At 59.6% G+C, this 19,976-nt stretch carries 24 protein-coding genes; 14 read left to right on the top strand and 10 right to left on the bottom strand.

Annotated elements, in window-relative coordinates; genetic code table 11:
• The first annotated feature begins 20 nt into the window (after positions 1-20).
• Entirely contained in the window at positions 21-440 is a 420-nt protein-coding gene (locus ACI3K0_RS09275) for a CidA/LrgA family protein (protein WP_148147339.1), read from the top strand.
• Positions 427-1,125 (top strand): LrgB family protein, encoded by a 699-nt coding sequence (locus ACI3K0_RS09270; RefSeq protein ID WP_148147338.1) that lies wholly within the window; start codon positions 427-429, stop codon positions 1,123-1,125. Before ACI3K0_RS09275 ends, ACI3K0_RS09270 begins: the two co-directional genes overlap by 14 nt.
• On the opposite strand, the gene ACI3K0_RS09265 is transcribed toward ACI3K0_RS09270, so the two are convergent.
• Entirely contained in the window at positions 1,122-1,919 is a 798-nt protein-coding gene (locus ACI3K0_RS09265) for an SDR family oxidoreductase (RefSeq protein WP_183827055.1), read from the bottom strand. The two genes, ACI3K0_RS09270 and ACI3K0_RS09265, sit on opposite strands and share 4 nt — an antisense overlap.
• A 166-nt stretch (positions 1,920-2,085) precedes the next feature.
• On the opposite strand from ACI3K0_RS09265, the gene ACI3K0_RS09260 reads away from it, so the two are divergent.
• A complete protein-coding gene (locus tag ACI3K0_RS09260; protein ID WP_183827058.1) occupies positions 2,086-2,559 on the top strand; it encodes a MarR family winged helix-turn-helix transcriptional regulator in 474 nt (157 codons plus the stop codon).
• Positions 2,560-2,583: 24 nt separating this feature from the next.
• Here the strand turns inward: ACI3K0_RS09260 and ACI3K0_RS09255 are convergent, their stop codons facing one another.
• The 3 genes from ACI3K0_RS09255 to ACI3K0_RS09245 form a co-directional block, all read right to left on the bottom strand.
• A complete protein-coding gene (locus ACI3K0_RS09255; protein ID WP_148147335.1) occupies positions 2,584-2,823 on the bottom strand; it encodes a hypothetical protein in 240 nt (79 codons plus the stop codon).
• Between the two features lie 104 nt (positions 2,824-2,927).
• Complete coding sequence (locus ACI3K0_RS09250) at positions 2,928-3,272, bottom strand: cupin domain-containing protein (protein ID WP_183827061.1); 345 nt, start codon at positions 3,270-3,272, stop codon at positions 2,928-2,930.
• A 35-nt stretch (positions 3,273-3,307) separates the two neighbouring features.
• On the bottom strand, positions 3,308-3,919 hold the full coding sequence (locus ACI3K0_RS09245; RefSeq protein ID WP_343062575.1) for a TetR/AcrR family transcriptional regulator: 612 nt from the start codon (positions 3,917-3,919) through the stop codon (positions 3,308-3,310).
• A gap of 84 nt (positions 3,920-4,003) precedes the next feature.
• Between ACI3K0_RS09245 and bdcA the strand changes: the two genes are divergently transcribed.
• Both bdcA and ACI3K0_RS09235 read left to right on the top strand, forming a co-directional pair.
• Entirely contained in the window at positions 4,004-4,717 is a 714-nt protein-coding gene (gene bdcA / locus ACI3K0_RS09240) for an SDR family oxidoreductase (RefSeq protein ID WP_183827064.1), read from the top strand.
• A 371-nt stretch (positions 4,718-5,088) separates the two neighbouring features.
• Positions 5,089-6,666: a TerC family protein gene (locus ACI3K0_RS09235; protein WP_183827506.1), complete on the top strand. Its 1,578-nt coding sequence runs from the start codon at positions 5,089-5,091 to the stop codon at positions 6,664-6,666.
• Between the two features lie 68 nt (positions 6,667-6,734).
• On the opposite strand, the gene ACI3K0_RS09230 is transcribed toward ACI3K0_RS09235, so the two are convergent.
• From ACI3K0_RS09230 to ACI3K0_RS09220, 3 genes are all read right to left on the bottom strand, one after another.
• Positions 6,735-7,145, bottom strand: coding sequence for a response regulator (locus ACI3K0_RS09230; RefSeq protein ID WP_183827068.1), 411 nt, complete (start codon positions 7,143-7,145; stop codon positions 6,735-6,737).
• Positions 7,146-7,279: 134 nt separating this feature from the next.
• Positions 7,280-8,200 carry a cation transporter gene (locus ACI3K0_RS09225; RefSeq protein WP_343062577.1) on the bottom strand — a complete coding sequence of 307 codons (921 nt, stop codon included), beginning with the start codon at positions 8,198-8,200 and terminating at the stop codon, positions 7,280-7,282.
• 276 nt (positions 8,201-8,476) lie between these two features.
• Positions 8,477-9,763 carry an O-acetylhomoserine aminocarboxypropyltransferase gene (locus tag ACI3K0_RS09220; RefSeq protein WP_183827074.1) on the bottom strand — a complete coding sequence of 429 codons (1,287 nt, stop codon included), beginning with the start codon at positions 9,761-9,763 and terminating at the stop codon, positions 8,477-8,479.
• A gap of 117 nt (positions 9,764-9,880) precedes the next feature.
• On the opposite strand from ACI3K0_RS09220, the gene ACI3K0_RS09215 reads away from it, so the two are divergent.
• The gene (locus tag ACI3K0_RS09215) at positions 9,881-10,309 is read left to right on the top strand and encodes a DUF6455 family protein (protein ID WP_206826180.1); all 429 of its coding nucleotides are present in this window, start codon (positions 9,881-9,883) and stop codon (positions 10,307-10,309) included.
• An 82-nt stretch (positions 10,310-10,391) separates the two neighbouring features.
• Here the strand turns inward: ACI3K0_RS09215 and ACI3K0_RS09210 are convergent, their stop codons facing one another.
• Complete coding sequence (locus ACI3K0_RS09210; RefSeq protein ID WP_148145306.1) at positions 10,392-10,820, bottom strand: CoA-binding protein; 429 nt, start codon at positions 10,818-10,820, stop codon at positions 10,392-10,394.
• A 518-nt stretch (positions 10,821-11,338) separates the two neighbouring features.
• Here ACI3K0_RS09210 and rplM point away from each other — a divergent pair.
• Entirely contained in the window at positions 11,339-11,803 is a 465-nt protein-coding gene (gene rplM, locus ACI3K0_RS09205; protein ID WP_148145307.1) for a 50S ribosomal protein L13, read from the top strand.
• 2 nt (positions 11,804-11,805) lie between these two features.
• Positions 11,806-12,273: a 30S ribosomal protein S9 gene (rpsI, locus tag ACI3K0_RS09200; RefSeq protein WP_148145308.1), complete on the top strand. Its 468-nt coding sequence runs from the start codon at positions 11,806-11,808 to the stop codon at positions 12,271-12,273.
• Between the two features lie 151 nt (positions 12,274-12,424).
• Here the strand turns inward: rpsI and ACI3K0_RS09195 are convergent, their stop codons facing one another.
• Positions 12,425-13,681 carry a TadE/TadG family type IV pilus assembly protein gene (locus ACI3K0_RS09195; RefSeq protein ID WP_183827080.1) on the bottom strand — a complete coding sequence of 419 codons (1,257 nt, stop codon included), beginning with the start codon at positions 13,679-13,681 and terminating at the stop codon, positions 12,425-12,427.
• Between the two features lie 268 nt (positions 13,682-13,949).
• Here ACI3K0_RS09195 and ACI3K0_RS09190 point away from each other — a divergent pair, with 268 nt between their 5' ends.
• The 4 genes from ACI3K0_RS09190 to ACI3K0_RS09175 all read left to right on the top strand — a co-directional run bounded on the left by ACI3K0_RS09190 (position 13,950) and on the right by ACI3K0_RS09175 (position 17,136).
• Positions 13,950-14,294 carry an antibiotic biosynthesis monooxygenase gene (locus ACI3K0_RS09190; protein ID WP_148145310.1) on the top strand — a complete coding sequence of 115 codons (345 nt, stop codon included), beginning with the start codon at positions 13,950-13,952 and terminating at the stop codon, positions 14,292-14,294.
• 7 nt (positions 14,295-14,301) lie between these two features.
• Entirely contained in the window at positions 14,302-15,252 is a 951-nt protein-coding gene (speB, locus tag ACI3K0_RS09185) for an agmatinase (RefSeq protein ID WP_183827083.1), read from the top strand.
• A 73-nt stretch (positions 15,253-15,325) separates the two neighbouring features.
• Positions 15,326-16,258 (top strand): N-acetyl-gamma-glutamyl-phosphate reductase, encoded by a 933-nt coding sequence (argC, locus tag ACI3K0_RS09180; protein WP_183827086.1) that lies wholly within the window; start codon positions 15,326-15,328, stop codon positions 16,256-16,258.
• On the top strand, positions 16,258-17,136 hold the full coding sequence (locus ACI3K0_RS09175; RefSeq protein WP_183827090.1) for an aminoglycoside phosphotransferase family protein: 879 nt from the start codon (positions 16,258-16,260) through the stop codon (positions 17,134-17,136). Before argC ends, ACI3K0_RS09175 begins: the two co-directional genes overlap by 1 nt.
• Here the strand turns inward: ACI3K0_RS09175 and ACI3K0_RS09170 are convergent.
• Entirely contained in the window at positions 17,126-18,226 is a 1,101-nt protein-coding gene (locus ACI3K0_RS09170; protein WP_394353681.1) for a COX15/CtaA family protein, read from the bottom strand. The genes ACI3K0_RS09175 and ACI3K0_RS09170 overlap by 11 nt on opposite strands.
• Positions 18,227-18,432: 206 nt before the next feature.
• Here ACI3K0_RS09170 and ACI3K0_RS09165 point away from each other — a divergent pair, with 206 nt between their 5' ends.
• Both ACI3K0_RS09165 and ACI3K0_RS09160 read left to right on the top strand, forming a co-directional pair.
• The gene (locus tag ACI3K0_RS09165; protein ID WP_183827509.1) at positions 18,433-18,645 is read left to right on the top strand and encodes a DUF2842 domain-containing protein; all 213 of its coding nucleotides are present in this window, start codon (positions 18,433-18,435) and stop codon (positions 18,643-18,645) included.
• Between the two features lie 109 nt (positions 18,646-18,754).
• Positions 18,755-19,975 carry a GNAT family N-acetyltransferase gene (locus ACI3K0_RS09160; RefSeq protein WP_183827096.1) on the top strand — a complete coding sequence of 407 codons (1,221 nt, stop codon included), beginning with the start codon at positions 18,755-18,757 and terminating at the stop codon, positions 19,973-19,975.
• Position 19,976 lies beyond the last annotated feature (1 nt).

Below are 19,976 nucleotides of genomic sequence, written 5' to 3'. Positions count from 1 at the left end.
CGTTGAACAGGACCCCTTCCGTGACCAAGCGCAAGACCGCGATTTTCCTGCATAAAAGCCTCCACGGCAACCGTTTCGCACAGGTTGCGCTGATCGTGCTTCTTTGGCTTGCCGGTGAAGCCGTGTCGCGCGGCACAGGTCTGCCGATCCCCGGCAGCGTGCTTGGCCTGTTTGCACTCCTTTATCTGCTGATCACCGGCACTATCCGTCTTTCCACCATGCGGCGCGGTGCCAATGTCCTGCTGGCAGACATGCTGCTCTTCTTCGTGCCCGCCGTTCTTGCCGTCCTCGACCACTCCGAATTTCTCGGCCTTGTCGGGCTGAAGGTTCTTGCGGTCATCTTTGCCGGGACGCTGATGGTCATGTGCATGACCGCGTTGGCGGTCGATGTCGGCTACCGGTTGATGCTCCGCATGGAGAGCAGACATGCCGTCTCTTGAGACGATCCTGATCACCGTCTTCTGGTCGGCAGCAACGATCGCGATCTATCTTCTGTCCAAGCGAACCTATCGCCGCTGGCCGGCAATCTGGTCCTCGCCGCTGGTCTTGACCCCGGTCCTTCTCGCGGCACTGGCGCTGTCACTGCACACGACCTATAGCGAATATATCGGCGCCACCCGCTGGCTGATGGCCATTCTCGGCCCGGTAACCGTCGCGTTTGCCATTCCCATTTACGAGCAGCGGGCGATGATCATGCGCTACTGGCCGGTGCTTGCATTCGGCATCGTGGTCGGCAGCGGCACCGCGATCCTTACCGCCTGGGCCCTGGCGAGCCTGCTCTCCATTGATGGCACGCTTCGCCTCAGCCTGCTTCCTCGCTCCGTCAGCTCGCCGTTCGCCATGGCGATTTCGGAAAAGGTGGGTGGCGTGCCGGACCTGACGGCATTGTTCGTCGTCATAACCGGCGTGGCGGGCGCTGCACTGGGTGAGAAGCTGTTGCGGATCCTGCCGCTGAAATCCTCGCTGGCACGAGGTGCGCTGTTCGGCATGGGAGCGCATGGCGCAGGCGTGGCCAAGGCGAACCAGATCGGCGCCGAGGAAGGCTCGGTCGCCGGACTGGTGATGGTGCTGGTCGGCCTCGTCAACGTGCTTGCAGCACCGATCCTCGCCTATATCCTGCGTTAGCCAGAAAGACCGTAACGGGCAGCCGGCTTGCGCAGCGACAGATGCGGGCCGAGGGCACCGCGGGCAGCAAGATAGGCATTCCAGATGCCATCATCCGCAAGTGCCGGTATCGTTACAATCTCGCCCTGATCGAAACCTGCGAGCGCGGCATCCACCAGATCGGTTACATCCATGACCATTCCCTGATCCAGATCGTTGAAGGAGCGGCCGACACGATCGAAGATTTCGGTGCGCGTCAGGCCCGGCAGGACGGCCTGGATGCGGACGTTCTTGTCCTTGAGTTCGGCGGCAAGAGATTCAGTCAGGCTCAGGACGAATGCCTTAGTCGCAGCATAAGTGCCGTTGAATATCTGCGGAGCAAGAGCCACGACGGAGGCCGTGTTGATGATCGCCCCTGCCCGGCGCCTGGCAAATGTCTGGGCGGCAGCGACGGCAAGGCGATTGGCGGCCGTGACGTTGAGCGCCACCATCGTGTCCAGATAATCGACATCGCTTTCAAGCAATGACGTAACAGGCCCAATGCCGGCGTTATTGACGAAAAGCGTGATCGCCTCATCCGTCCTCAACCGATCCTCGACCTTGAGGACGTCGGCGCGATCGCTGAGATCGGCGCGCAGTACATCGGCCTTTATGCCGTAGGCCTTTGCCAGCTTGTCGGCCAGCTCCCCGAGGCGAGCGGCATCACGCGCGACGAGGATGAGATCGTAACCGCGGCGGGCAAGCCGATCGGCATAGGTTGCGCCGATCCCCGAAGATGCGCCGGTTACGAGTGCAGTTCCAAGTTTGGATGTCATGGCAATTCTCCTGTTTCGATGATGACTGGAATTTGCTGGTATATGCCACTATATTTGAGCGAGGATTTTGCGAGTGCAAGTAGGCAGATGAAATTTCGTGGAGCGTCGGATGGAACAGAGCTTCTCAGGCGTTGCCTGAACCGACAAGGTCGGGAATGATCGGAACATGGAAAAGCAGGAAGACAGTATCTGGGCGCATTGCAGCAGCAGTTCCGTCCGCCGGGCATCGCGCCAGCTCGGGCAACTCTATGACGATGCGATGGGTCCGAGCGACCTGCGCGGCACGCAGTTCTCGCTCATTACCCAGATAGCCTACCTCAAAGAGCCAACCCAGAAGGAACTGGCGAAGGCGATGGTCATGGACCTGTCGGCGCTCGGTCACACGCTGAAGCCGCTGATCCGCGACGATCTGGTGGAACTTGTGCCGGACGAGAAGGATCGTCGCGCCAAGCGGGTGCGACTGACCCCAAGCGGTCGCGAAAAGCAGGCGGAAATGGTGGCAAACTGGCAGGAGGCCCAGAGGCGCTTCGACGCCGTGCTGGGTGCGGAAAAATCCGCCGAGCTTCGCCGAACGCTTGCCTTCATCGCTTCGGAGGATTTTGCGAAGGCCTATGCGGCTGCGGGCAAGAAGGGCGACTGAACTGTCGCCCAAAGTCTCAGAGACTTAAAGCCAGCTGCGCCCATCGTCACCGGCCTGGCAGCCGTATGGCGGCAGGACATTGCCGAATGTGGCATGCAGCCTGTCGCAGCCCCACTTGCGCAATGGCGTCGGAAGGCGGCTGTTGATCTCGATGCCGACCTCGTCATAGGGGCTGTCGGTATTGCCGACATACCGGTACCAGCGGAAGCCGATGACGACCGAGATGGCTATGACCACGGTCAGGAGAAGTCTCAGAATGCGCATTGCAATGTCCGGATTGTTATCGATCCCGGATATCTATCGCGATCGCTATCGGGGCAAAACCCTTGGCCCGGACTTTCCCCAATTCGCCTCCACTTGTGGCAAGCCTAAAGCCTGATGACGTAATCCTTACGAGTCGTTTCAACGACTTGCCAGGTTCCCTTGAAGCCCGGCCTGAGCACCATGCGATCGCCGGCGCGAAGATGAAGCGGCTTGCCGCCCTCCTCCGTCACGATGGAATGGCCGGAGAGAATGTGGAAATATTCCCACTCGTCATAGACGATCCGCCAGGTTCCCGGCGTTGCCTCCCAGACGCCCGCATAGATGCCGCCTTCGGCCTCATCGACATTCCAGGTGCGGAACTGCGGGGCTCCCTCGATGAGCCGATCGGGTGCCGGAGCGCCGTCTTCCGGCTCTATTGCTGCGAGATCGAATGTCGTCCAGGCCTGCATCGTCGCTCCTTGATTCTACATGACCCGACCAACGGTCAGGCTGCGCTCTCCAGATAGCCCGAAAGCCCTTCCGCAGCTATCGCAGCCATGACACGCAGGCGGGCTGTCGGCATGCCGTTGCGGGCGCTGGCCGACAGGCCGGCAAGAGACATCATCACATAGTCGGAGGCAAGATCCGCATTGCCTGCATCGAGGCCCGAAATCCTTTGATGGATATAGGACCGGCTGGCCTCCATGCGTCCTCGCGCCTTTTCACCTGCAGCGGCATCCGCCGTGCCCCTCGCCGCCTCGATCACCATGCAGCCGCAGGCGTCTCCGCTTGCATAGGCATCCGCCGCGTAACGCAGGAGCTTTGCCACGCCATCGGAAAGCGGCGTACCTGGCGCAAGAGCCGTATCGACGTCCAGCCCCTCGGTCTTTTCGTAGCGCCGCAATGCTTCATCATAGAGTTCAAGCTTGCTGCCGAAAGCGGCGTAAAAGCTTGGAGGGTTGATGCCGAGTGCCTGCGTCAGGTCGGCGACGCTCAGCGCATCGTATCCCTTCGCATGAAACAGGGCCTGAGCCTTGGCTAGCGCCTCTTCACGATCGAACGCGCGGGGTCTTCCTCGCCTCGCCGTTGCCTGGGTATTTATTTTTGTATCACTCACTACAAAATCCTTGACGCAGTCAATCCGTAGATTTATGTAATGCCCACTACATTAAATCTCAAGCCTGATACAGGGAGAATGACAATGACAGACTTCCATGGAAAGAAGGTACTGGTTCTCGGCGGCAGCCGCGGCATCGGCGCCGCAATCGTTCGCCGCTTCGCAAATGACGGTGCCGAGGTGACGTTCACCTATGCCGGATCCAAGGATGCAGCCGACGCCCTTACAGCCGCGACCGGTGCCAAAGCAGTGAAATCCGATGCAGGTGATCGCAGCCAGACGATCGAGACGGTCAAGGCCGCTGGGCCGATCGATGTTCTCGTCGTCAATGCCGGGACGCTGGTTCTCGGCGATCCGCTCGAAACCGATCCCGATGCAGTCGACCGGATGATCGACATCAATGTGCGCGCGCCTTACCATGCCTCGGTGGAAGCCGCCCGCCTGATGCCGGAAGGTGGCCGCATCGTCATCATCGGATCGGTAAACGGCGACCGGATGCCTTTTGCAGGTGGTGCTGCCTATGCGCTGACCAAATCGGCAGTTCAGGGCATGGCGCGCGGGCTCGCCCGCGATTTCGGTCCGCGCAACATCACCGTCAACGTGATCCAGCCCGGCCCGATCGATACCGACATGAACCCGGCCGACGGCCCGATGAAGGACACGATGCATGGTTTCATGGCGCTGAAACGCCATGGCCGCCCGGAAGAAATCGCAGGCCTCGCCGCCTATCTCGCCGGCCCGGAAGCAGGCTTCATTACCGGCGCGATGCACACGATCGACGGCGGCATGGGGGCCTGACCCGACGCCTGATCTTCAACGATAACAGGGTGTTCGACTATGTGGGAACACCCTGCCGAACCTGTCTTCTCGAAAAAATGAACAATGTCCCGATGCAATTGTGGCAATAATCGGCTATAGCGCTTCGCCATGGACAGCCGATTGCGTGTGTCCGGCCTGACTGTCCAATCGAAATCGGCAAGGACATCGGACCGGACGTTCCACATTCCAGGTCGAGAGACGACCGCGCCCCGACGAAAGCCGGGAGCGCCCAAACACGCCATCCCCTCTATTCATAGTCTGCTGCCGTCCCCGTTCTGGGGCGGCATTTTTTGTTTTCCCTTTCAACCACAGAAGGATTGGCCACCAGAAACGGTGCGCCGCTTGTCATCATGATATTCGAATGGATGTCCGACCCCGCCGCATGGGCGGGTCTCGCCACCCTTATTGTTCTAGAAATCGTTCTCGGCATCGACAATCTCGTGTTTATCGCGATCCTTGCCGACAAGTTGCCCGAACACCAGCGGGAGAAAGCACGCCTTATCGGCCTCGGCCTGGCGCTCGGCATGCGCCTTATATTGCTTGCCTCCGTCGCCTGGATCGTGACGCTGACGGCACCGCTTTTCACCGTCGCCGGCCTCGAAATTTCCGGCCGTGACCTGATCCTTCTGTTCGGCGGCGTGTTCCTGCTGTTCAAGGGCACGATGGAACTGCATGAGCGGCTCGAAGGTCATTCCGGCCACAAGGAAGGCAAGATCGAACATGCGGTGTTCTGGCAGGTTCTGGTGCAGATCGTCGTACTCGACGCGGTCTTCTCACTCGACAGCGTTATCACCGCCGTTGGCATGGTCCAGCATCTTTCCGTCATGATGATTGCCGTCATCGTTGCCGTCGGCCTCATGCTTTTGTGCTCGAAGCCGCTGATGGCCTTCGTGTCGAAACATCCGACCGTCGTCATCCTCTGCCTCGGCTTCCTGATGATGATCGGTTTCTCGCTGATCGTCGAAGGCCTCGGCTTCCATATCCCGAAGGGCTATCTCTACGCCGCGATCGGCTTCTCGGTGCTCATCGAAGCCTTCAACCAGATCGGCCGTCGCAACCGCGAGCGCTTCATGAGCACTGGCGACCTGCGCGACCGTACGGCCAGCGCCGTGCTTTCGCTGCTCGGCAGCCGCCGCAGCGAGACCTCGCTGGGTGACACTGCCGACGTGATTGCCGAACGCGCTTCGGAAAACGAGCTGTTCACGCCGGTCGAACACGAGATGATCGAAAGCGTCCTGACGCTTGCCGATCGTCCAGCGAAGTCGGTCATGACCCATCGGCTCGACATCGACTGGCTGGATATCGAAGACAGCGACGAGGAACTTCGCCGCAAGGTTCTGGAATCAGGCCATTCCCGCTTCCCGATTGCCCGCGGCAGTCTCGACGAGTTCCTCGGCGTAGCCCTTGCCAAGGACCTGCTGCGCGACTTCATCGAAACCGGCAAGATCGATTTTGAACGCTCGCTGCGCCAGCCGCTTGTAGTACATGAAAGCGTCAATGCGCTGCGTCTGCTCGAACAGCTGCGTCAGTCGCCGCTGCAGGTGGCGATCGTGCTCGACGAATACGGTTCCGTAGAAGGCATGGTCACGGCAACCGACCTGCTGGAAGCGATTGCCGGTGATTTTGCCGATGACGACGAGGAACAGTTGACGGTGGAGCGGGGCGAAGACGGCTCGCTTCTGGTCGATGGCTGGATCGACATCCGCCACGTGTCGCGTCTTCTCGACAGCGATCTGGTGGACGACGCCGACCGCTACTCGACGCTGGCGGGCCTCATCCTCTGGCGCCTCGGCCATCTTCCGGAACAGGGCGAGACATTCACCTTCGGCGGCCTGACCTACGAAGTCGTTTCTCTCGACGGGCGCAATATCGACAAGGTGCGTATCAGGGCGGAATCGTCCGTCAACGCAATGGCCGAGACGGCGTAAACGAAAATCTGAAAACAAAAAATGCCGCGGAACGATTTCCGCGGCATTTTCATTTGTCGAGACAAAGATCAGGCGCTCTGACGCTGCGCCTCCCCGGCGGCACGCTCCTTGGCCTTCAGCACACTTCCGACGGTGGAAAGCAGCAAGGCTGCGGTGCAGGGCTTTGCCAGCTTGTGCGCGACATCCGGGAGGCCGTCCAGATCACGGTGGCTGCGGGCCGACGATACGATGATGCTGATTTTCGGTGCGCATTCGGCAACCATTTTCGCCAAATCGATGCCGTTCAGGCCACCCGGCATATCGATATCGGTGAGGACAAGATCGATATGTTCGTGCTGGCCGAGCTTGCCGACGGCTTCCAGAACAGTTCCCGCCTCCAGCACCGCATAACCCGCATCCTCAAGCGCATCCGCGATCGCAAAACGGATAAGCGCCTCATCCTCCACGACCAAAATCGTCTTCTGCCGGAAGCTGTCCATATGCAATGCCCTCGCTCTAGGTTCTGCCTATCAACGCATATGGATGGGAAAGGATTACGGCAGAGCCTGTGCCAATTCGAAACATGTTTAATAAAATGCGAATGAATGACTTCAGCGACCGATAGGGATGGCGCTCAGTCCGCCCATTCCGGATCGCCGGTGAAGACGATTGTCAACCAGCGATCAGGCCCCTCGCCGCCGATCGCCTCGCCGATCTCGTCACGGATAGCATCCCACTCGGAGAGATGACGCGGCGGCCAGTCGGATGGGGCGATGAAGAAGAGCTCGATCTGCCGGCCGCGGCCGACACGGGCGACATAGGCGCGATAGGAGAGAAACCCGTGGCGCTCGACAATGGCTTCTGCGACCGCATCGACATGCTGTTTGAGCTCGACCGGTGTGACCAGAAGGATGTCGGCAACCGCCTGGCGCACATTCGAAAACGGCACCGGCGCGATGATCAGGCAGATGAGCGCGAGCGCACCCGGATCGATATAGGGGCTGAGCCATTCGAACTCCGTCCCCTCGATTGCGTGGCCGACCGCAAAGGCGACCAGCAAAGCCGAGGTCAGTGCTGCGGTCATCGCCCATGCCTGACTGTCGAGCGCGACGAAGCTGGAATTCAGCGCCCGGTTGGCGCGACGGCAGAACAGCCACATGGCGAAGGAGACAGTCACGGTGACGATCGTGAAGATAACCGCGGGGCCGAAATCGATCGGCCGTCCGCCAGAAAGCAGGCTGCCGACGGCGCTGATGAAAGCGTAGACCGCAGCGCCCATCAGAAGCGTACCGTTCAGGCCAAGCACCATCGGCTCGAGATGCCAGAAGCCGACGCTGAAGCGATCGATCAGCTTTCCTTTTGCCGTCGGCTCCGCCGACGTGACGATCAGCCTTGAGACCAGCAGGGCCAAGATCGTCATGAAGGCGTCGGTCAGGGAATAGAAGCCATCGAAGACGATGGCGAAAGAGCCGGACACGAGACCGACGGTAATGCCGAATGCAGCCAATAAGGCCGTGACGGCGATGGACAGCCGAAGAAGTGACTGCTCGCTCACGGGTATTCTCCATTGGAGCAGCGGCGCACGCCCCTGCCCTTTCTCTGATTTTTCCTCTGCAGTCTGCCAATTCCCCTCTGGCCTGCCGGCCATCTCCCCCACAAGGGAGGAGAAAACCGCCGCAGCCGCCTTGGCTCATTTGAGCCTCTGCGGCGCAACGGGGTTAGCCCTCCCCCTTGTGGGGAGGGTTGGGAGGGGACTTTCGCAGAACCGCACAGTCAGCCGATAGCGGCCGACCATGTAGAAATGATAACATGAGCGGCTTCTATAGAAGCGTCAGCTCACTTTCGACAAGGCCTGTTCGATGTCGGCAATGATATCGGCGGCATCCTCGATGCCGATCGACAGGCGCACGACATCCGGTCCGGCACCCGCCGCGATCTGCTGCTCTTCGGTCAACTGGCGATGCGTCGTCGATGCCGGATGGATGACGAGCGAGCGGGTGTCGCCGATATTGGCAAGATGGGAGAAGAGCTGCAGTCCTTCGACAAAACTCTTGCCGGCCTCATAGCCGCCTTCGATGCCGAAGGTGAAGACCGAGCCTGCACCCTTGGGCGAATAATGCTTCTGCAGCAGATGGTTGGGATTGTCCTCAAGGCCCGCGTAATGGACCCAGGCGATTTTCGGATGCTGTTTCAGCCATCTGGCAACCGCCAGCGCATTGTCGCAATGCTTCTGCATCCTGAGCGGCAGGGTCTCGATGCCGGTCTGGATCATGAAGGCGTTAAAGGGAGAGATTGCCGGTCCGAGATCGCGCAGGCCAAGCACACGGGCAGCGATCGCGAAGGCGATATTGCCGAAGGTCTCGTGCAGGACGATGCCGCCATATTCAGGTCGCGGCTCCGACATCATCGGATATTTGCCGGATTTCGACCAGTCGAAGGTTCCGCCATCGACGAGAATGCCGCCCATCGAATTGCCGTGGCCGCCGAGGAATTTAGTCAGCGAGTGGACGACGATATCGGCGCCGTGCTCAAGCGGCCGCAACAGATAGGGACTTGCCATCGTATTGTCGACGATGAGCGGCAAGCCGCGGCGGTGAGCGATGTCGGCAATTGCCGAGATATCGACGAAGGTGCCGCCCGGATTGGCGAGGCTTTCGATGAAGATCGCACGGGTCTCCCCGTCGATCGCTGCTTCGAAACTTGCCGGGTCATCGGTATCGGCCCAGCGCACATGCCAGTCAAAATTCTTGAAGGCGTGGCCGAACTGGTTGATCGAACCACCATAAAGACGCCGTGCGGCAACGAAATTCGCGCCGGGCTGCATGATCGTATGGAAGATAAGCATCTGCGCCGCATGGCCGGATGCGACGGCAAGTGCCGCCGTGCCGCCTTCGAGCGCCGCCACCCTCTCCTCAAGGACGGCCTGAGTGGGGTTCATGATCCGTGTATAGATATTGCCGAACTGCTGCAGGCCGAAGAGTGCTGCCGCGTGCTCGGCATCGTTAAAGACGAAAGACGTCGTCTGGTAGATCGGCGTTGCCCGCGCGCCGGTGGTCGGATCAGGCGCCGCACCGGCATGGACGGCAAGCGTGGAAAAACCCGGATTGAATGGCGGCATTAGACCCTCCCCAAAATGTGACTTGTTTTATCTTGTCGCAGCAAAGCGCGGACGTTGACGGGGATCAAGGAATATAATTCCGCCGGGCGCATCTTTCTCGAAACGAAGGAGGACGTCATGGGAAGGATGGCATACGAGGAACATACCAGCATTTCGCGGCGGTTCCTGAGCTGGTGCGCGGAGGCATGGTCGGCTGCCGCGGAAGCAGAGGAAATCGCCATGCTGGACGAAGCTACAATCCGACAGATATCCAAGGATTGCGCGATCGCGCCGGATGATCTTCTGCAGCTGGTCAAGGCAGGGCCACATGCGGCAGACGAGATGATCGAGATGATGCGTGCCCTCAACATCGATCAAAGCGATGTCGCGGTCCTACATCCGGCTCTATACCGGGAGATGCAGCTGACCTGCACCAAATGCAAATCCAAGAGCCGCTGTCGCCACGATCTCGAGGCCGAAATCGCCGGCCAGGAGTTCGTTGGTTACTGCGGCAATGCGGTCAACCTGAACACGATGCGCGCCGACCCGGAACTGCTGCAAGGCTGAAACATGCTGCGTTCAATGCGAGCCGTGAGGTTGAATTAAAGCGTGCCGACGATCCGAGGAATCCCGGCACGCCTCTAACTTGTCAGCCAACAAGTCTCGGATATTCGATCGCCGGGCAACGGTTCATCACAACCTTGATGCCTGCCGCTTCGGCCTTGGCGGCGGCTGCGTCGTCACGTACGCCGAGCTGCCCCCAGATCGCAGCCGGCTGCGTTTCCAGCGCCAGCGTTTCATCGACCACGCCATCCAGATATTCCGGCGCGCGAAAAACGTCGATCAGGTCGATCGGCTCTGGGATATCGGCAAGCGTCGCATAGGTCTTGCGGCCGAGAATGTCCTTGCCGGCCTGCCCCGGATTGACCGGATAGACATTGTAACCCCGTTCGAGCAGGAAACGCATGACGCCATAGCTCGGCCGATCCGGCTTGGGCGATGCCCCGAGCAGCGCAATCGTGCGGGCTTCCTTCAATATCCCGGCTATATAGTCGTCGTCATAACGGTCATGGTTCATACACGGCTCTCCCGGCGGTTCTGTCCGCCTATCTGGTCGTTTGTTTGCTCTATCTAGTCTTTTGACTGCGCCATCGCCAACATGTTGCGGCGCTTCACATAGTCGCGAGGACCAACCAAGGGATGCATTCAGGAATTTGCCTCATTTGTTGCGGGAACATTCCAGCTTTGTTCGCAACACTTTAGCGGAGCCTAACAGTCTAACGAAAGATTACCGACATGGATGGATTGCCGCCGCTCTCAGTCCCCTTACAAGGATAAAAGGCCGGCAATCTCAAGCCGACAAAATTATGGTATTAAAATACCACACAATTAACCATTTGTTTTTGCTCGATTTATTTTTCGAACCCCTGGATCACCAACATTGACCGTCTGCGCGCGTCACGCTATAAGCGCGCTAGATTGCGGACCTTAACGGGCCCGCATTCTTTTTGGCGCCTGAAAGGCTGCCAATACAAGCAACAAGAAACGCCCCGGCGACCGGTTTCCGGCCTCGGGGATCAAACGAAAGAGAAAACCATGTCTACCTTCGTTCAGAAGCCTGCAGAGGTGGAGAAGAAGTGGGTGATCATCGACGCCGAAGGGCTCGTTGTCGGCCGCCTCGCCACCATCGTTGCCAACCGCCTGCGCGGCAAGCACAAGGCTACCTACACCCCGCATGTTGACGACGGCGACAACGTCATCATCATCAACGCTGAAAAGTGCGTCCTGACCGGCAAGAAGTACACCGACAAGAAGTACTACTGGCACACCGGTTACCCGGGCGGCATCAAGGAGCGCACCGCACGCGCCATCATCGAAGGCCGCTTCCCGGAGCGCGTTCTCGAGAAGGCTATCGAGCGCATGGTTCCGCGCGGCCCGCTCGGACGTCGCCAGATGAAGAACCTGCGCGTTTACGCCGGCTCGAACCATCCTCATGAAGCACAGCAGCCGGTCGTTCTCGACGTGGCTTCGCTGAACAGCAAGAACACAAGGAGCGCCTGATAATGGCTGATCTTTCCTCTTTGAAGGACCTCGCTCCGGCTGAAGGCCAGGCAGCACCGGTTCACGTCCGCAAGGTCGATGCGCAGGGCCGCTCCTACGCAACCGGCAAGCGCAAGAACGCCGTCGCCCGCGTTTGGGTCAAGGCTGGCTCCGGCAAGATCATTGTCAACGGCAAGGATTTCACCGCCTATTTCGCACGCCCGGTTCTGCAGATGATCCTGCAGCAGCCGCTGGTTTCGGCTGCCCGCAGCGGTCAGTTCGACATCATCGCGACCGTTGCCGGTGGTGGTCTTTCCGGTCAGGCCGGCGCCGTTCGTCACGGTCTGTCCAAGGCCCTCACCTACTTCGAACCGGGCCTGCGCTCGGTCCTGAAGAAGGGTGGCTTCCTGACCCGCGACAGCCGTGTTGTTGAACGTAAGAAGTACGGTAAGGCCAAGGCTCGCCGTTCCTTCCAGTTCTCCAAGCGCTAATCGCTTCGGGATTTATGCTTATCGAAAGGCGGGGCTTCGGCTCCGCCTTTTTCTTTGGGCGCTCGACAGCTTAGCAAGCGGTATAAATGAAAAAGCCGCCGCCCTCCTTTCGGAAGGCAACGGCCAGAATGACAGGCAGCAATTTGCGCGGTCAGTTGATCAACCGCACGGCGCTCGAACTCGAACTTGAACCCGGCTGACTGGAGGACGAGCCTCCTTCATAAGGCTCGATATTCCAGTTGGACGAGTTCATGATCATCGTGTTGACGACCATGTTGATGCGGCTCGTCTGGTTCGTCTTCGAATTATAAGTGACGTTGCGGTTCGGCAGATAGATGATGCCGCTCAAAGTCTCGCTCACCGATCCGTTGAAAATATACTGCTGCTTGTTCGAGTTGTTCGAGGCGCTGCTGGTTGCCTCGTACATCAGCACCCCGCCATAAGGCCCCGAGGTGGGTGCTGACGCATTGAAGGTCAGGCCGCCATTGGCGCGAATCTCGCTGTTGACGTCGGGGAAATAGAAGGTCACGCCCTCTGCATTCACCGTCGCACCGGAATTGATGATCATCCGGCCCTTGATGATGTGAAGGCCGGGCAGGAAGGTGATCTTCGGGCTGCCGTTAAAGGTCACGTCACAATGCATGCCGGGCTTCAGGGTGAAGGTCGAGCCGTTCGGCACGCCGGACGTCTCACATTTCGATGGTAGCGTCGGCTCCGCAAACCTGCCGGCGTAAGGGTCGGCGGCGGCAGCACAACCGGTCTTCAGGTTGGTGAGCGTGCCACCGTTCTTGATGTAGTTCGTGCCCTTGACGCAGAAGCGCGGCGTCTCGATCTTGGCTCCGGCATTCATGATGAAGGCCGGGTTGGAGGTGGAAAGAACATCCACTCCACAGTTCTCCGATTTCACGTTCGCACCGGAATTGATCAGCACGGCCTGAGACGTGTTGGCAAGCACGTGAATACATGCCGCCCCTTCATTAACGGTCTCCCCTCCAGATTTGCTGGTTGCCATGGCCGTCGCGGTGACAACCAGCTTGAAATTGTCGATGCCGACAATACCGAGAAAGGAATTCGGCATCGTGTAGGTATAGGTGCCGGTTACACTCCCATCGCTGTTATTGGTGACGACAAGAGGGTTTTCGCCCGTGCCGGCCGATGCAGGCATGAAACCTGCAGCAGTGGACTGGCGCTTGGCACTGTCGCTCTGACCGGCCGCGGCCAGAACGGCTGCATCGAGTTGCCCCTGGATCCTGCTTCGCTCGAAGTAGGCGGAAGATGCATCAACAGCACCGCCACCGGCCACAATCAGGACCGGCAACATGACCGCAGTGGCGATTGCAAAGTTGCCGCTACGATCGCCGCCCAATCTGCGCACACCGGTCAAGGCTACATTCAAAAACGCTAACATTATCAACACCCAACCCGAAATCATGATATGATGTCCGAATAAGCGGGAGGCTTTAAATGTGCCTGAATGAAATATTTCCGATTTTAAGCTTCACTACATTTTAACCATCAGACACGCCGGAAACCGATGAAGAGGTCTCGCTCCGATACAGAAATCGAGGCGAGCAAGGTGGCGGCTTTTGCCGCTTCCGATCCATCAAGATTTGAGATTTGCTTATCACGCCCCGATCGCCAACGTGACGGATTGCGAAACGATGAAAGAGCGATACATGTCCAGCCTGCCGGCCACTTCTTTTGCCCAACTTCCCGCCCCGCCCTATTATGTCGTCGCCTTCTCGTCCTGTCGCACCGAAGGCGACAATGGATATGGCAATATGGCCGATGCCATGGTCGAGCTTGCCAGCCAGCAACCGGGCTTTCTCGGCGTGGAGAGTGCGCGTGGCATTGACGGTTTCGGAATAACCAACTCCTATTGGAAAGACGAAGACAGTATCAGGGCATGGAAGGCCGTGGTCTCGCATGCCGCGGCCCAGAAACTGGGCAGGGAGCGCTGGTACGAGGATTACCAGGTGCGGATCGCACGGGTGGAACGGGCATACGGTTTCGAGAGATAGGATGGGGATGGCAAGCAAATCGATCGACAACGCCTTTACGGCGAAAGGTTTTCGGGGCGCTGCGACCGACCCGACCTATGCGGGCGCACTTTCCTTCATGCGGCGGCCTTATTCCAAGGATGTCGAGGGTGCCGACGCGGTAGTGCTCGGCATTCCCTTCGATGCCGCCGTCTCCAACAGGCCCGGCGCCCGTTTCGGGCCGCAGGCGATCCGTCGCGCATCGGCGATCTTCGACAATGATCCGCAATATCCCTTCGCACGCGACCTGTTCGAAGCCATGGCCGTGGTCGATTACGGTGATGTCCTGCTCGACTATGGCAATCACCAGAAGACGCCGGGACTGATCGAAGAGACGGCATCAGAGATCATCACCTCCGGTGCCTTCCTGTTGTCGCTGGGCGGCGATCATTTTGTCACCTGGCCTCTTTTGAAGGCCCATGCAGAAAAGCACGGCCCCCTCGCCCTCGTTCACTTCGATGCGCATCAGGATACGTGGGATGACGATGGTGAGCGGATCGACCACGGCTCCTTCGTCGCCCGCGCGGTGCGGGAGGGCGTGATCGATACGGCGCACTCGATCCAGATCGGCATCCGCACCCATGCGCCGGAGGATTTCGGCATCCGCATCCTGCACGGCTATGATGTGGAGGACATGGGCGCTCAGCAGATTGCAGATACGATCCTCGCCCATGTCGGCAACCGGCCGGTCTATCTTACCTTCGATATCGACTGCCTCGACCCGGCCTTTGCGCCCGGCACCGGCACGCCGGTCGCCGGCGGGCCATCCAGCGCGAAAATCCTGTCGGTTTTGCGCAAACTCGGCAGCCTCGATATCCGCGGCGCAGACGTGGTGGAGGTGGCGCCGGCCTATGACCATGCCGATATTACCGCCATTGCCGGGGCTACCGTTGCAATGTATATGCTCGGGCTCAGGGCCGAGCGTCTGTCCCGGCTTTAACAAACTGATTCAACGGGCTGGTAAAGTGATTCCGGCTCCTTCTCCAGGGCACTGATTTAACAGGATAAAGGCAATGACACCGAAGATCTTCATCGATGGCGAACACGGCACAACGGGACTGCAGATTCGCACCCGCATGGCCGGCCGCCGCGACGTCGAGCTTCTGTCTATCCCGGAAGCCGAGCGGCGCAACGCCGCCATGCGCGAAGATCTGCTTAACAACGCCGATATCGCCATCCTCTGCCTGCCGGACGATGCTTCGAAGGAAGCCGTCGGCATGCTGTCCGGCAATAACAGCGTTCGGATCATCGACACGTCGACCGCCTACCGGATCGCATCCGACTGGGCCTATGGTTTTGCCGAAATGGACAAAGCTCAGGCTGACAAGATCAAGGCCGCCCGGCATGTCGCCAACCCGGGCTGCTATCCGACCGGCGCGATCGGCCTCATCCGCCCCTTGCGCGCTGCCGGCATCCTGCCGGATGGCTATCCAGTCTCCGTCAATGCGGTCTCCGGTTACACCGGCGGTGGCAAGCAGATGATTGCACAGATGGAAGACCAGTCCCGCGAGGATTCGATTTCTGCCAACAATTTCGTCTACGGCCTGCCGCTCAAGCACAAGCATGTACCGGAAATGAAGACCCACGGCCTGCTCGACCGCGCACCGCTGTTTTCGCCTTCGGTCGGCCGCTTCGCGCAGGGCATGATCGTGCAGGTGCCGCTTTTCCTCGACGACCTTAAGGACGGCACGACGATCGAAAGCATCCATGCGGCGCTCGTTGCACATTATGCCGGCCAGGATATCGTCACCGTCGTGCCGCTTGCGGAAAGTACCAAGCTCGGCCGCGTCGATGCGGAAGAACTGGCCAATACCGATCGCATGAAGCTCTTCGTGTTCGGCACTCCGGGCGGCGCGCATGTGAACCTCGTCGCCCTGCTCGACAATCTCGGCAAGGGCGCGTCGGGTGCAGCCGTGCAGAACATGGATCTGATGCTGTCCGCCTGATGACAATTGCGGGCCCATCCCTCCCCGCAGATCTTGTGGAGCGATGGGGCATCCGGTCTTCTGAACTGATTGCGGATACGCGCACGAGCCTCGTCCATCGCGTTCTTCGACGCGATGGCTCTCGGGCGATCACCAAGCAACTGAAACCCGAAGGACTGCACGAACTCTCCGGCATCGACTTTCTCGACTGGCGTAAAGGGTGCGGCAGCGTGCTGGTTCTGGATCGCCGGAACACGGCCTGCCTGCTTGAAGACGCAGGAACGCTGATGTTGAAGGATTACAGGCTTCAGCATGGCGAGGATGCCGCCAACAACATCATTCTGTCGGTTCTGGGAGAGCTGCATTCGACATCAGTCGACGCGCCGCCTGACAGCCTCATTCCGCTGCGGTCGCATTTCCAGCCCTTGTTCGAGCGGACCTCCAGGGAAGATAAACCCGATCTTTCGGCAGCTCTTGCCTATAGTGCATCGATTGCCGATGACCTGCTCTCGTCGCAGAGCGACATCCGCCCGTTGCATGGTGACCTGCATCACGAGAATATTGTCAGCGGATCGGAGCGAGGCTGGCTTGCGATCGACCCTCAGGGACTTCTCGGCGATCCGGCCTATGATGTCGCCAATGTCTTCGGCAATCCGGACGGCGCATTTGCGGATATCATCGACCCACGGCGGATCATCCGTCTTGTCGACGTGTTTGCGCCGGCCATCGGCTGCGAGCGGGAAAAGATCCTGCGCTACGCGATCGCGCATGCAGGTCTTTCGATCTGCTGGTCTCTAGAGGGCGGCGACAGGATTTCGGGAGAAGGCAATGCGATGGAGCGCTTTGCCTTCCTGAACATTGCGAGACGACTGCTCGAAGAGCGCGCTTTCAGCCCCTGACCTCGATCGTCGCTTCCCGCTGATATTCGCCGAAGAAGGCGCGGAAATGGGCGATAGCGAAGCCGAGCACGATCAGTGCCATGCCCTGATGGGCAAGCGCCATGTCGAGCGGGACCTGAAAAACGAGCGTCAGCACGCCGATTGCGGCCTGAATACCGACAAGGATAAAAAGCAGCACGGCGCGGCGGGCATGGGTCGTTTCCGGCGCCTTCGACAGAGACACGATCATGTGCAGGAAGACGGCTGCGAGGAGAACGTAAGCGCCGCAGCGATGGACGAACTGCACCGTCTTCGGGTTTTCGAAGAGATTGATCCACCAGGGGTTCTGGATGAACAGGTCGCCCGGGATGAAGGCGCCGTCCATCATCGGCCAGGTGTTGTAGCTCAAGCCCGCATCGAGACCGGCAACAAGCGCGCCGAGATAGATCTGAAACAATACGAGAAAGGCGATCGCACCCGCCGCCCATTTCGACTTGTCCGTCGGCGGACGGTCTTTTGCGTGCGACGCCAGCCCGCGCATGATCCACACACAGGCGGCGAAGATCAGACAGGCTATGACCAAGTGAGTGGCCAAACGGTATTGCGAGACGCTGACAAGCTTGGTGAGACCGGACGAGACCATCCACCAGCCGATAAAGCCCTGAAACCCGCCCAGCGCCAGCGTGCCGAGAAGCGGCAGGCGTACCCGCTTTTCAATCCGTCCGGTCACCCAGAAGAACGCAAGCGGCAGCGCGAAAATGATGCCGATCGAGCGAGCGAGGAACCGGTGCGCCCATTCCCACCAGAAGATCGACTTGAACTCATCGACCGTCATATGGCTGTTGAGCAGCTGATATTGCGGAATACGCTGGTAGAGTTCGAACTCTTCCTGCCACTCGGCGGCATTGAGCGGCGGGATGACGCCGTGGATCGGCTTCCATTCAGTGATCGACAGGCCGCTGTCGGTCAGTCGCGTGGCGCCGCCGACAAGGACCAGACAGAAGAGCGTGAAGATGACGACACCGAGCCAGATGCGGACCGCCTTGCGGTTCCGCTCGATCCGCCCGGTTTCGCGCGTCGCTTCGATGATGATCGTATCCGTTGCCGACATGATGACGACTCCTGCCATAATGGCTTCGTTCGGGCCGCAATCGGGGGTGCGCATCGGCCCGTCTTTCAAGAGACCCGTGAGACAACGCGCCGCAGCGGCACATCGCCTTCGGTTTTACGCGTTGATTTGCCTCATGGACCCGTGCAAAACAAGCCCCAAGGCTTTGCGGCATCCGGTCGCGGCCATGGGGAGCCTGAGGAGGACGTCTGGTGCCGCGTTGGAGAAGTTTTGTCGGTACCATTCTGATCATCATCCTGGTGATCACCTACGCGCTTGCGGCAACGACGATCGCAACGCTGACGCTCGCCACCGCCCCTTGGTGGGTGCATTTCCTCTATTTCCTTCTGTCCGGGCTGCTGTGGATCCTGCCGGCGATGCTGATCATCAAGTGGATGGCCGGCCCGAGGCCGAAGCGGTAGCCGTACACCGCAGGTTAACCAGACCCGGCGCTCCCACCTCTTTCTTCAACGTCATAAACGCATTCTTCGTGCTCACCGCCCAATATATCTGCAAGTATGTGGGTGATGGATGACTGCAAGGGCAAATCAGGACGAGACGAGTGCTCCATCGGTTCTCTGCCGGACGGCGGAGAAGCCAGTGGTGCATTTCGACGAGCTCGATATTGCCTTGGTGCGCGATATTTCGCCGATCGAAGACGAATGGCGGCGTCTCGAAGGCCGGGAATGGAATTCACTCAACCAGGGCCTTGACTGGTGCCGCGCGTGGACGGCGGCGCATCAAAGTGAGCTGCTCGCCGTCACGGGCTCCATCGGCGCCCGTATTCTGTTTGTGCTGCCGCTCGAAATCGTCGCCGGCCGGCTTGGGCGCGTCGCGCGGGTTCCGGGCGGGCGTTTCAACAATCTCAATACAGGGCTTTTCGACGACGCGCTCGCCGCGCCGGATGCGAATGAGCTGCGGCGGTTCAAGGCCGATCTCGCGCGAATCCTGCGCGATGTTGCCGATCTCCTGGTAATCGACGAGGTTCCGCTTGCGTGGAAAGGCATCATGCATCCGCTGAGCGATCTGGCCTCGATCGAAAACCAGAACCATTCGTTTCAATTGTCGCTTCTCGACACGATGGAGGCAACGCTTGCGCAGATCAACGCCAAGACACGGCGCAAGAAGTATCGCGTGCAGGTACGCCGGCTGGAGGCGATCGGCGGTTTCGATTATGTGGTGGCCACTACGCCGCACGATCAGCACACGCTTCTTGAGCGATTCTTTTCCCAGAAAGGCGAAAGGCTGAAAGCTTTTGGCCTACCGGATGTGTTTGCCTCTGCCCCGACACGTGATTTCCTGCACCGGCTGCTCGATACACCGGCGCAAGGCAATCACAAGCCGCTATCCATGCATGCGATACGCCTGAAGGGAAAACATGACGGCCATATCGCGGCCGTGACCGGCCTTTCGCGCAAGGGCGGTCACGTGCTTTGCCAGTTCAGCTCCATCGACGACAGCATCGGAGCCGAGGCAAGCCCGGGGGAGCTGCTTTTCTGGCTGGCGATAGAACGCTGCATCGAAGACGGGGCGACGCTTTTCGATTTCGGCATCGGCGACCAACCTTACAAGCACAGCTGGTGCAACCAGGAAACCGTGCTGCACGATATGCTGCTGCCAATCAGCACCAAGGGCTCTGTGCTTGCTGGCCTGTATCTGGCGCAGACCGGCATAAAGACTGCGATCAAACGGAACCACAGGCTCTATGCGCTGGCCCAGCGCTGGCGTTCCCGCCGCGACGGTCAGGATTGAC

This window comes from Rhizobium sp. ZW T2_16, from assembly GCF_044987325.1.
Classification (GTDB): Bacteria; Pseudomonadota; Alphaproteobacteria; order Rhizobiales; family Rhizobiaceae; genus Neorhizobium; species Neorhizobium cellulosilyticum.
This window is presented reverse-complemented; position numbering and strand designations above follow the sequence as displayed.

Excerpts from the sequence above, each read along its gene's own strand:
- ACI3K0_RS09270 (WP_148147338.1), top strand. The coding sequence starts at position 427 with ATGCCGTCTCTTGAGACGATCCTGATCACCGTCTTCTGGTCGGCAGCA.
- ACI3K0_RS09265 (WP_183827055.1), bottom strand. The coding sequence starts at position 1,919 with ATGACATCCAAACTTGGAACTGCACTCGTAACCGGCGCATCTTCGGGG.
- ACI3K0_RS09260 (WP_183827058.1), top strand. The coding sequence starts at position 2,086 with ATGGAAAAGCAGGAAGACAGTATCTGGGCGCATTGCAGCAGCAGTTCC.
- ACI3K0_RS09255 (WP_148147335.1), bottom strand. The coding sequence starts at position 2,823 with ATGCGCATTCTGAGACTTCTCCTGACCGTGGTCATAGCCATCTCGGTC.
- ACI3K0_RS09250 (WP_183827061.1), bottom strand. The coding sequence starts at position 3,272 with ATGCAGGCCTGGACGACATTCGATCTCGCAGCAATAGAGCCGGAAGAC.
- bdcA (WP_183827064.1), top strand. The coding sequence starts at position 4,004 with ATGACAGACTTCCATGGAAAGAAGGTACTGGTTCTCGGCGGCAGCCGC.
- ACI3K0_RS09235 (WP_183827506.1), top strand. The coding sequence starts at position 5,089 with ATGATATTCGAATGGATGTCCGACCCCGCCGCATGGGCGGGTCTCGCC.
- ACI3K0_RS09230 (WP_183827068.1), bottom strand. The coding sequence starts at position 7,145 with ATGGACAGCTTCCGGCAGAAGACGATTTTGGTCGTGGAGGATGAGGCG.
- ACI3K0_RS09220 (WP_183827074.1), bottom strand. The coding sequence starts at position 9,763 with ATGCCGCCATTCAATCCGGGTTTTTCCACGCTTGCCGTCCATGCCGGT.
- ACI3K0_RS09215 (WP_206826180.1), top strand. The coding sequence starts at position 9,881 with ATGGGAAGGATGGCATACGAGGAACATACCAGCATTTCGCGGCGGTTC.
- ACI3K0_RS09210 (WP_148145306.1), bottom strand. The coding sequence starts at position 10,820 with ATGAACCATGACCGTTATGACGACGACTATATAGCCGGGATATTGAAG.
- rplM (WP_148145307.1), top strand. The coding sequence starts at position 11,339 with ATGTCTACCTTCGTTCAGAAGCCTGCAGAGGTGGAGAAGAAGTGGGTG.
- rpsI (WP_148145308.1), top strand. The coding sequence starts at position 11,806 with ATGGCTGATCTTTCCTCTTTGAAGGACCTCGCTCCGGCTGAAGGCCAG.
- ACI3K0_RS09195 (WP_183827080.1), bottom strand. The coding sequence starts at position 13,681 with ATGTTAGCGTTTTTGAATGTAGCCTTGACCGGTGTGCGCAGATTGGGC.
- ACI3K0_RS09190 (WP_148145310.1), top strand. The coding sequence starts at position 13,950 with ATGTCCAGCCTGCCGGCCACTTCTTTTGCCCAACTTCCCGCCCCGCCC.
- speB (WP_183827083.1), top strand. The coding sequence starts at position 14,302 with ATGGCAAGCAAATCGATCGACAACGCCTTTACGGCGAAAGGTTTTCGG.
- argC (WP_183827086.1), top strand. The coding sequence starts at position 15,326 with ATGACACCGAAGATCTTCATCGATGGCGAACACGGCACAACGGGACTG.
- ACI3K0_RS09175 (WP_183827090.1), top strand. The coding sequence starts at position 16,258 with ATGACAATTGCGGGCCCATCCCTCCCCGCAGATCTTGTGGAGCGATGG.
- ACI3K0_RS09170 (WP_394353681.1), bottom strand. The coding sequence starts at position 18,226 with ATGTCGGCAACGGATACGATCATCATCGAAGCGACGCGCGAAACCGGG.
- ACI3K0_RS09160 (WP_183827096.1), top strand. The coding sequence starts at position 18,755 with ATGACTGCAAGGGCAAATCAGGACGAGACGAGTGCTCCATCGGTTCTC.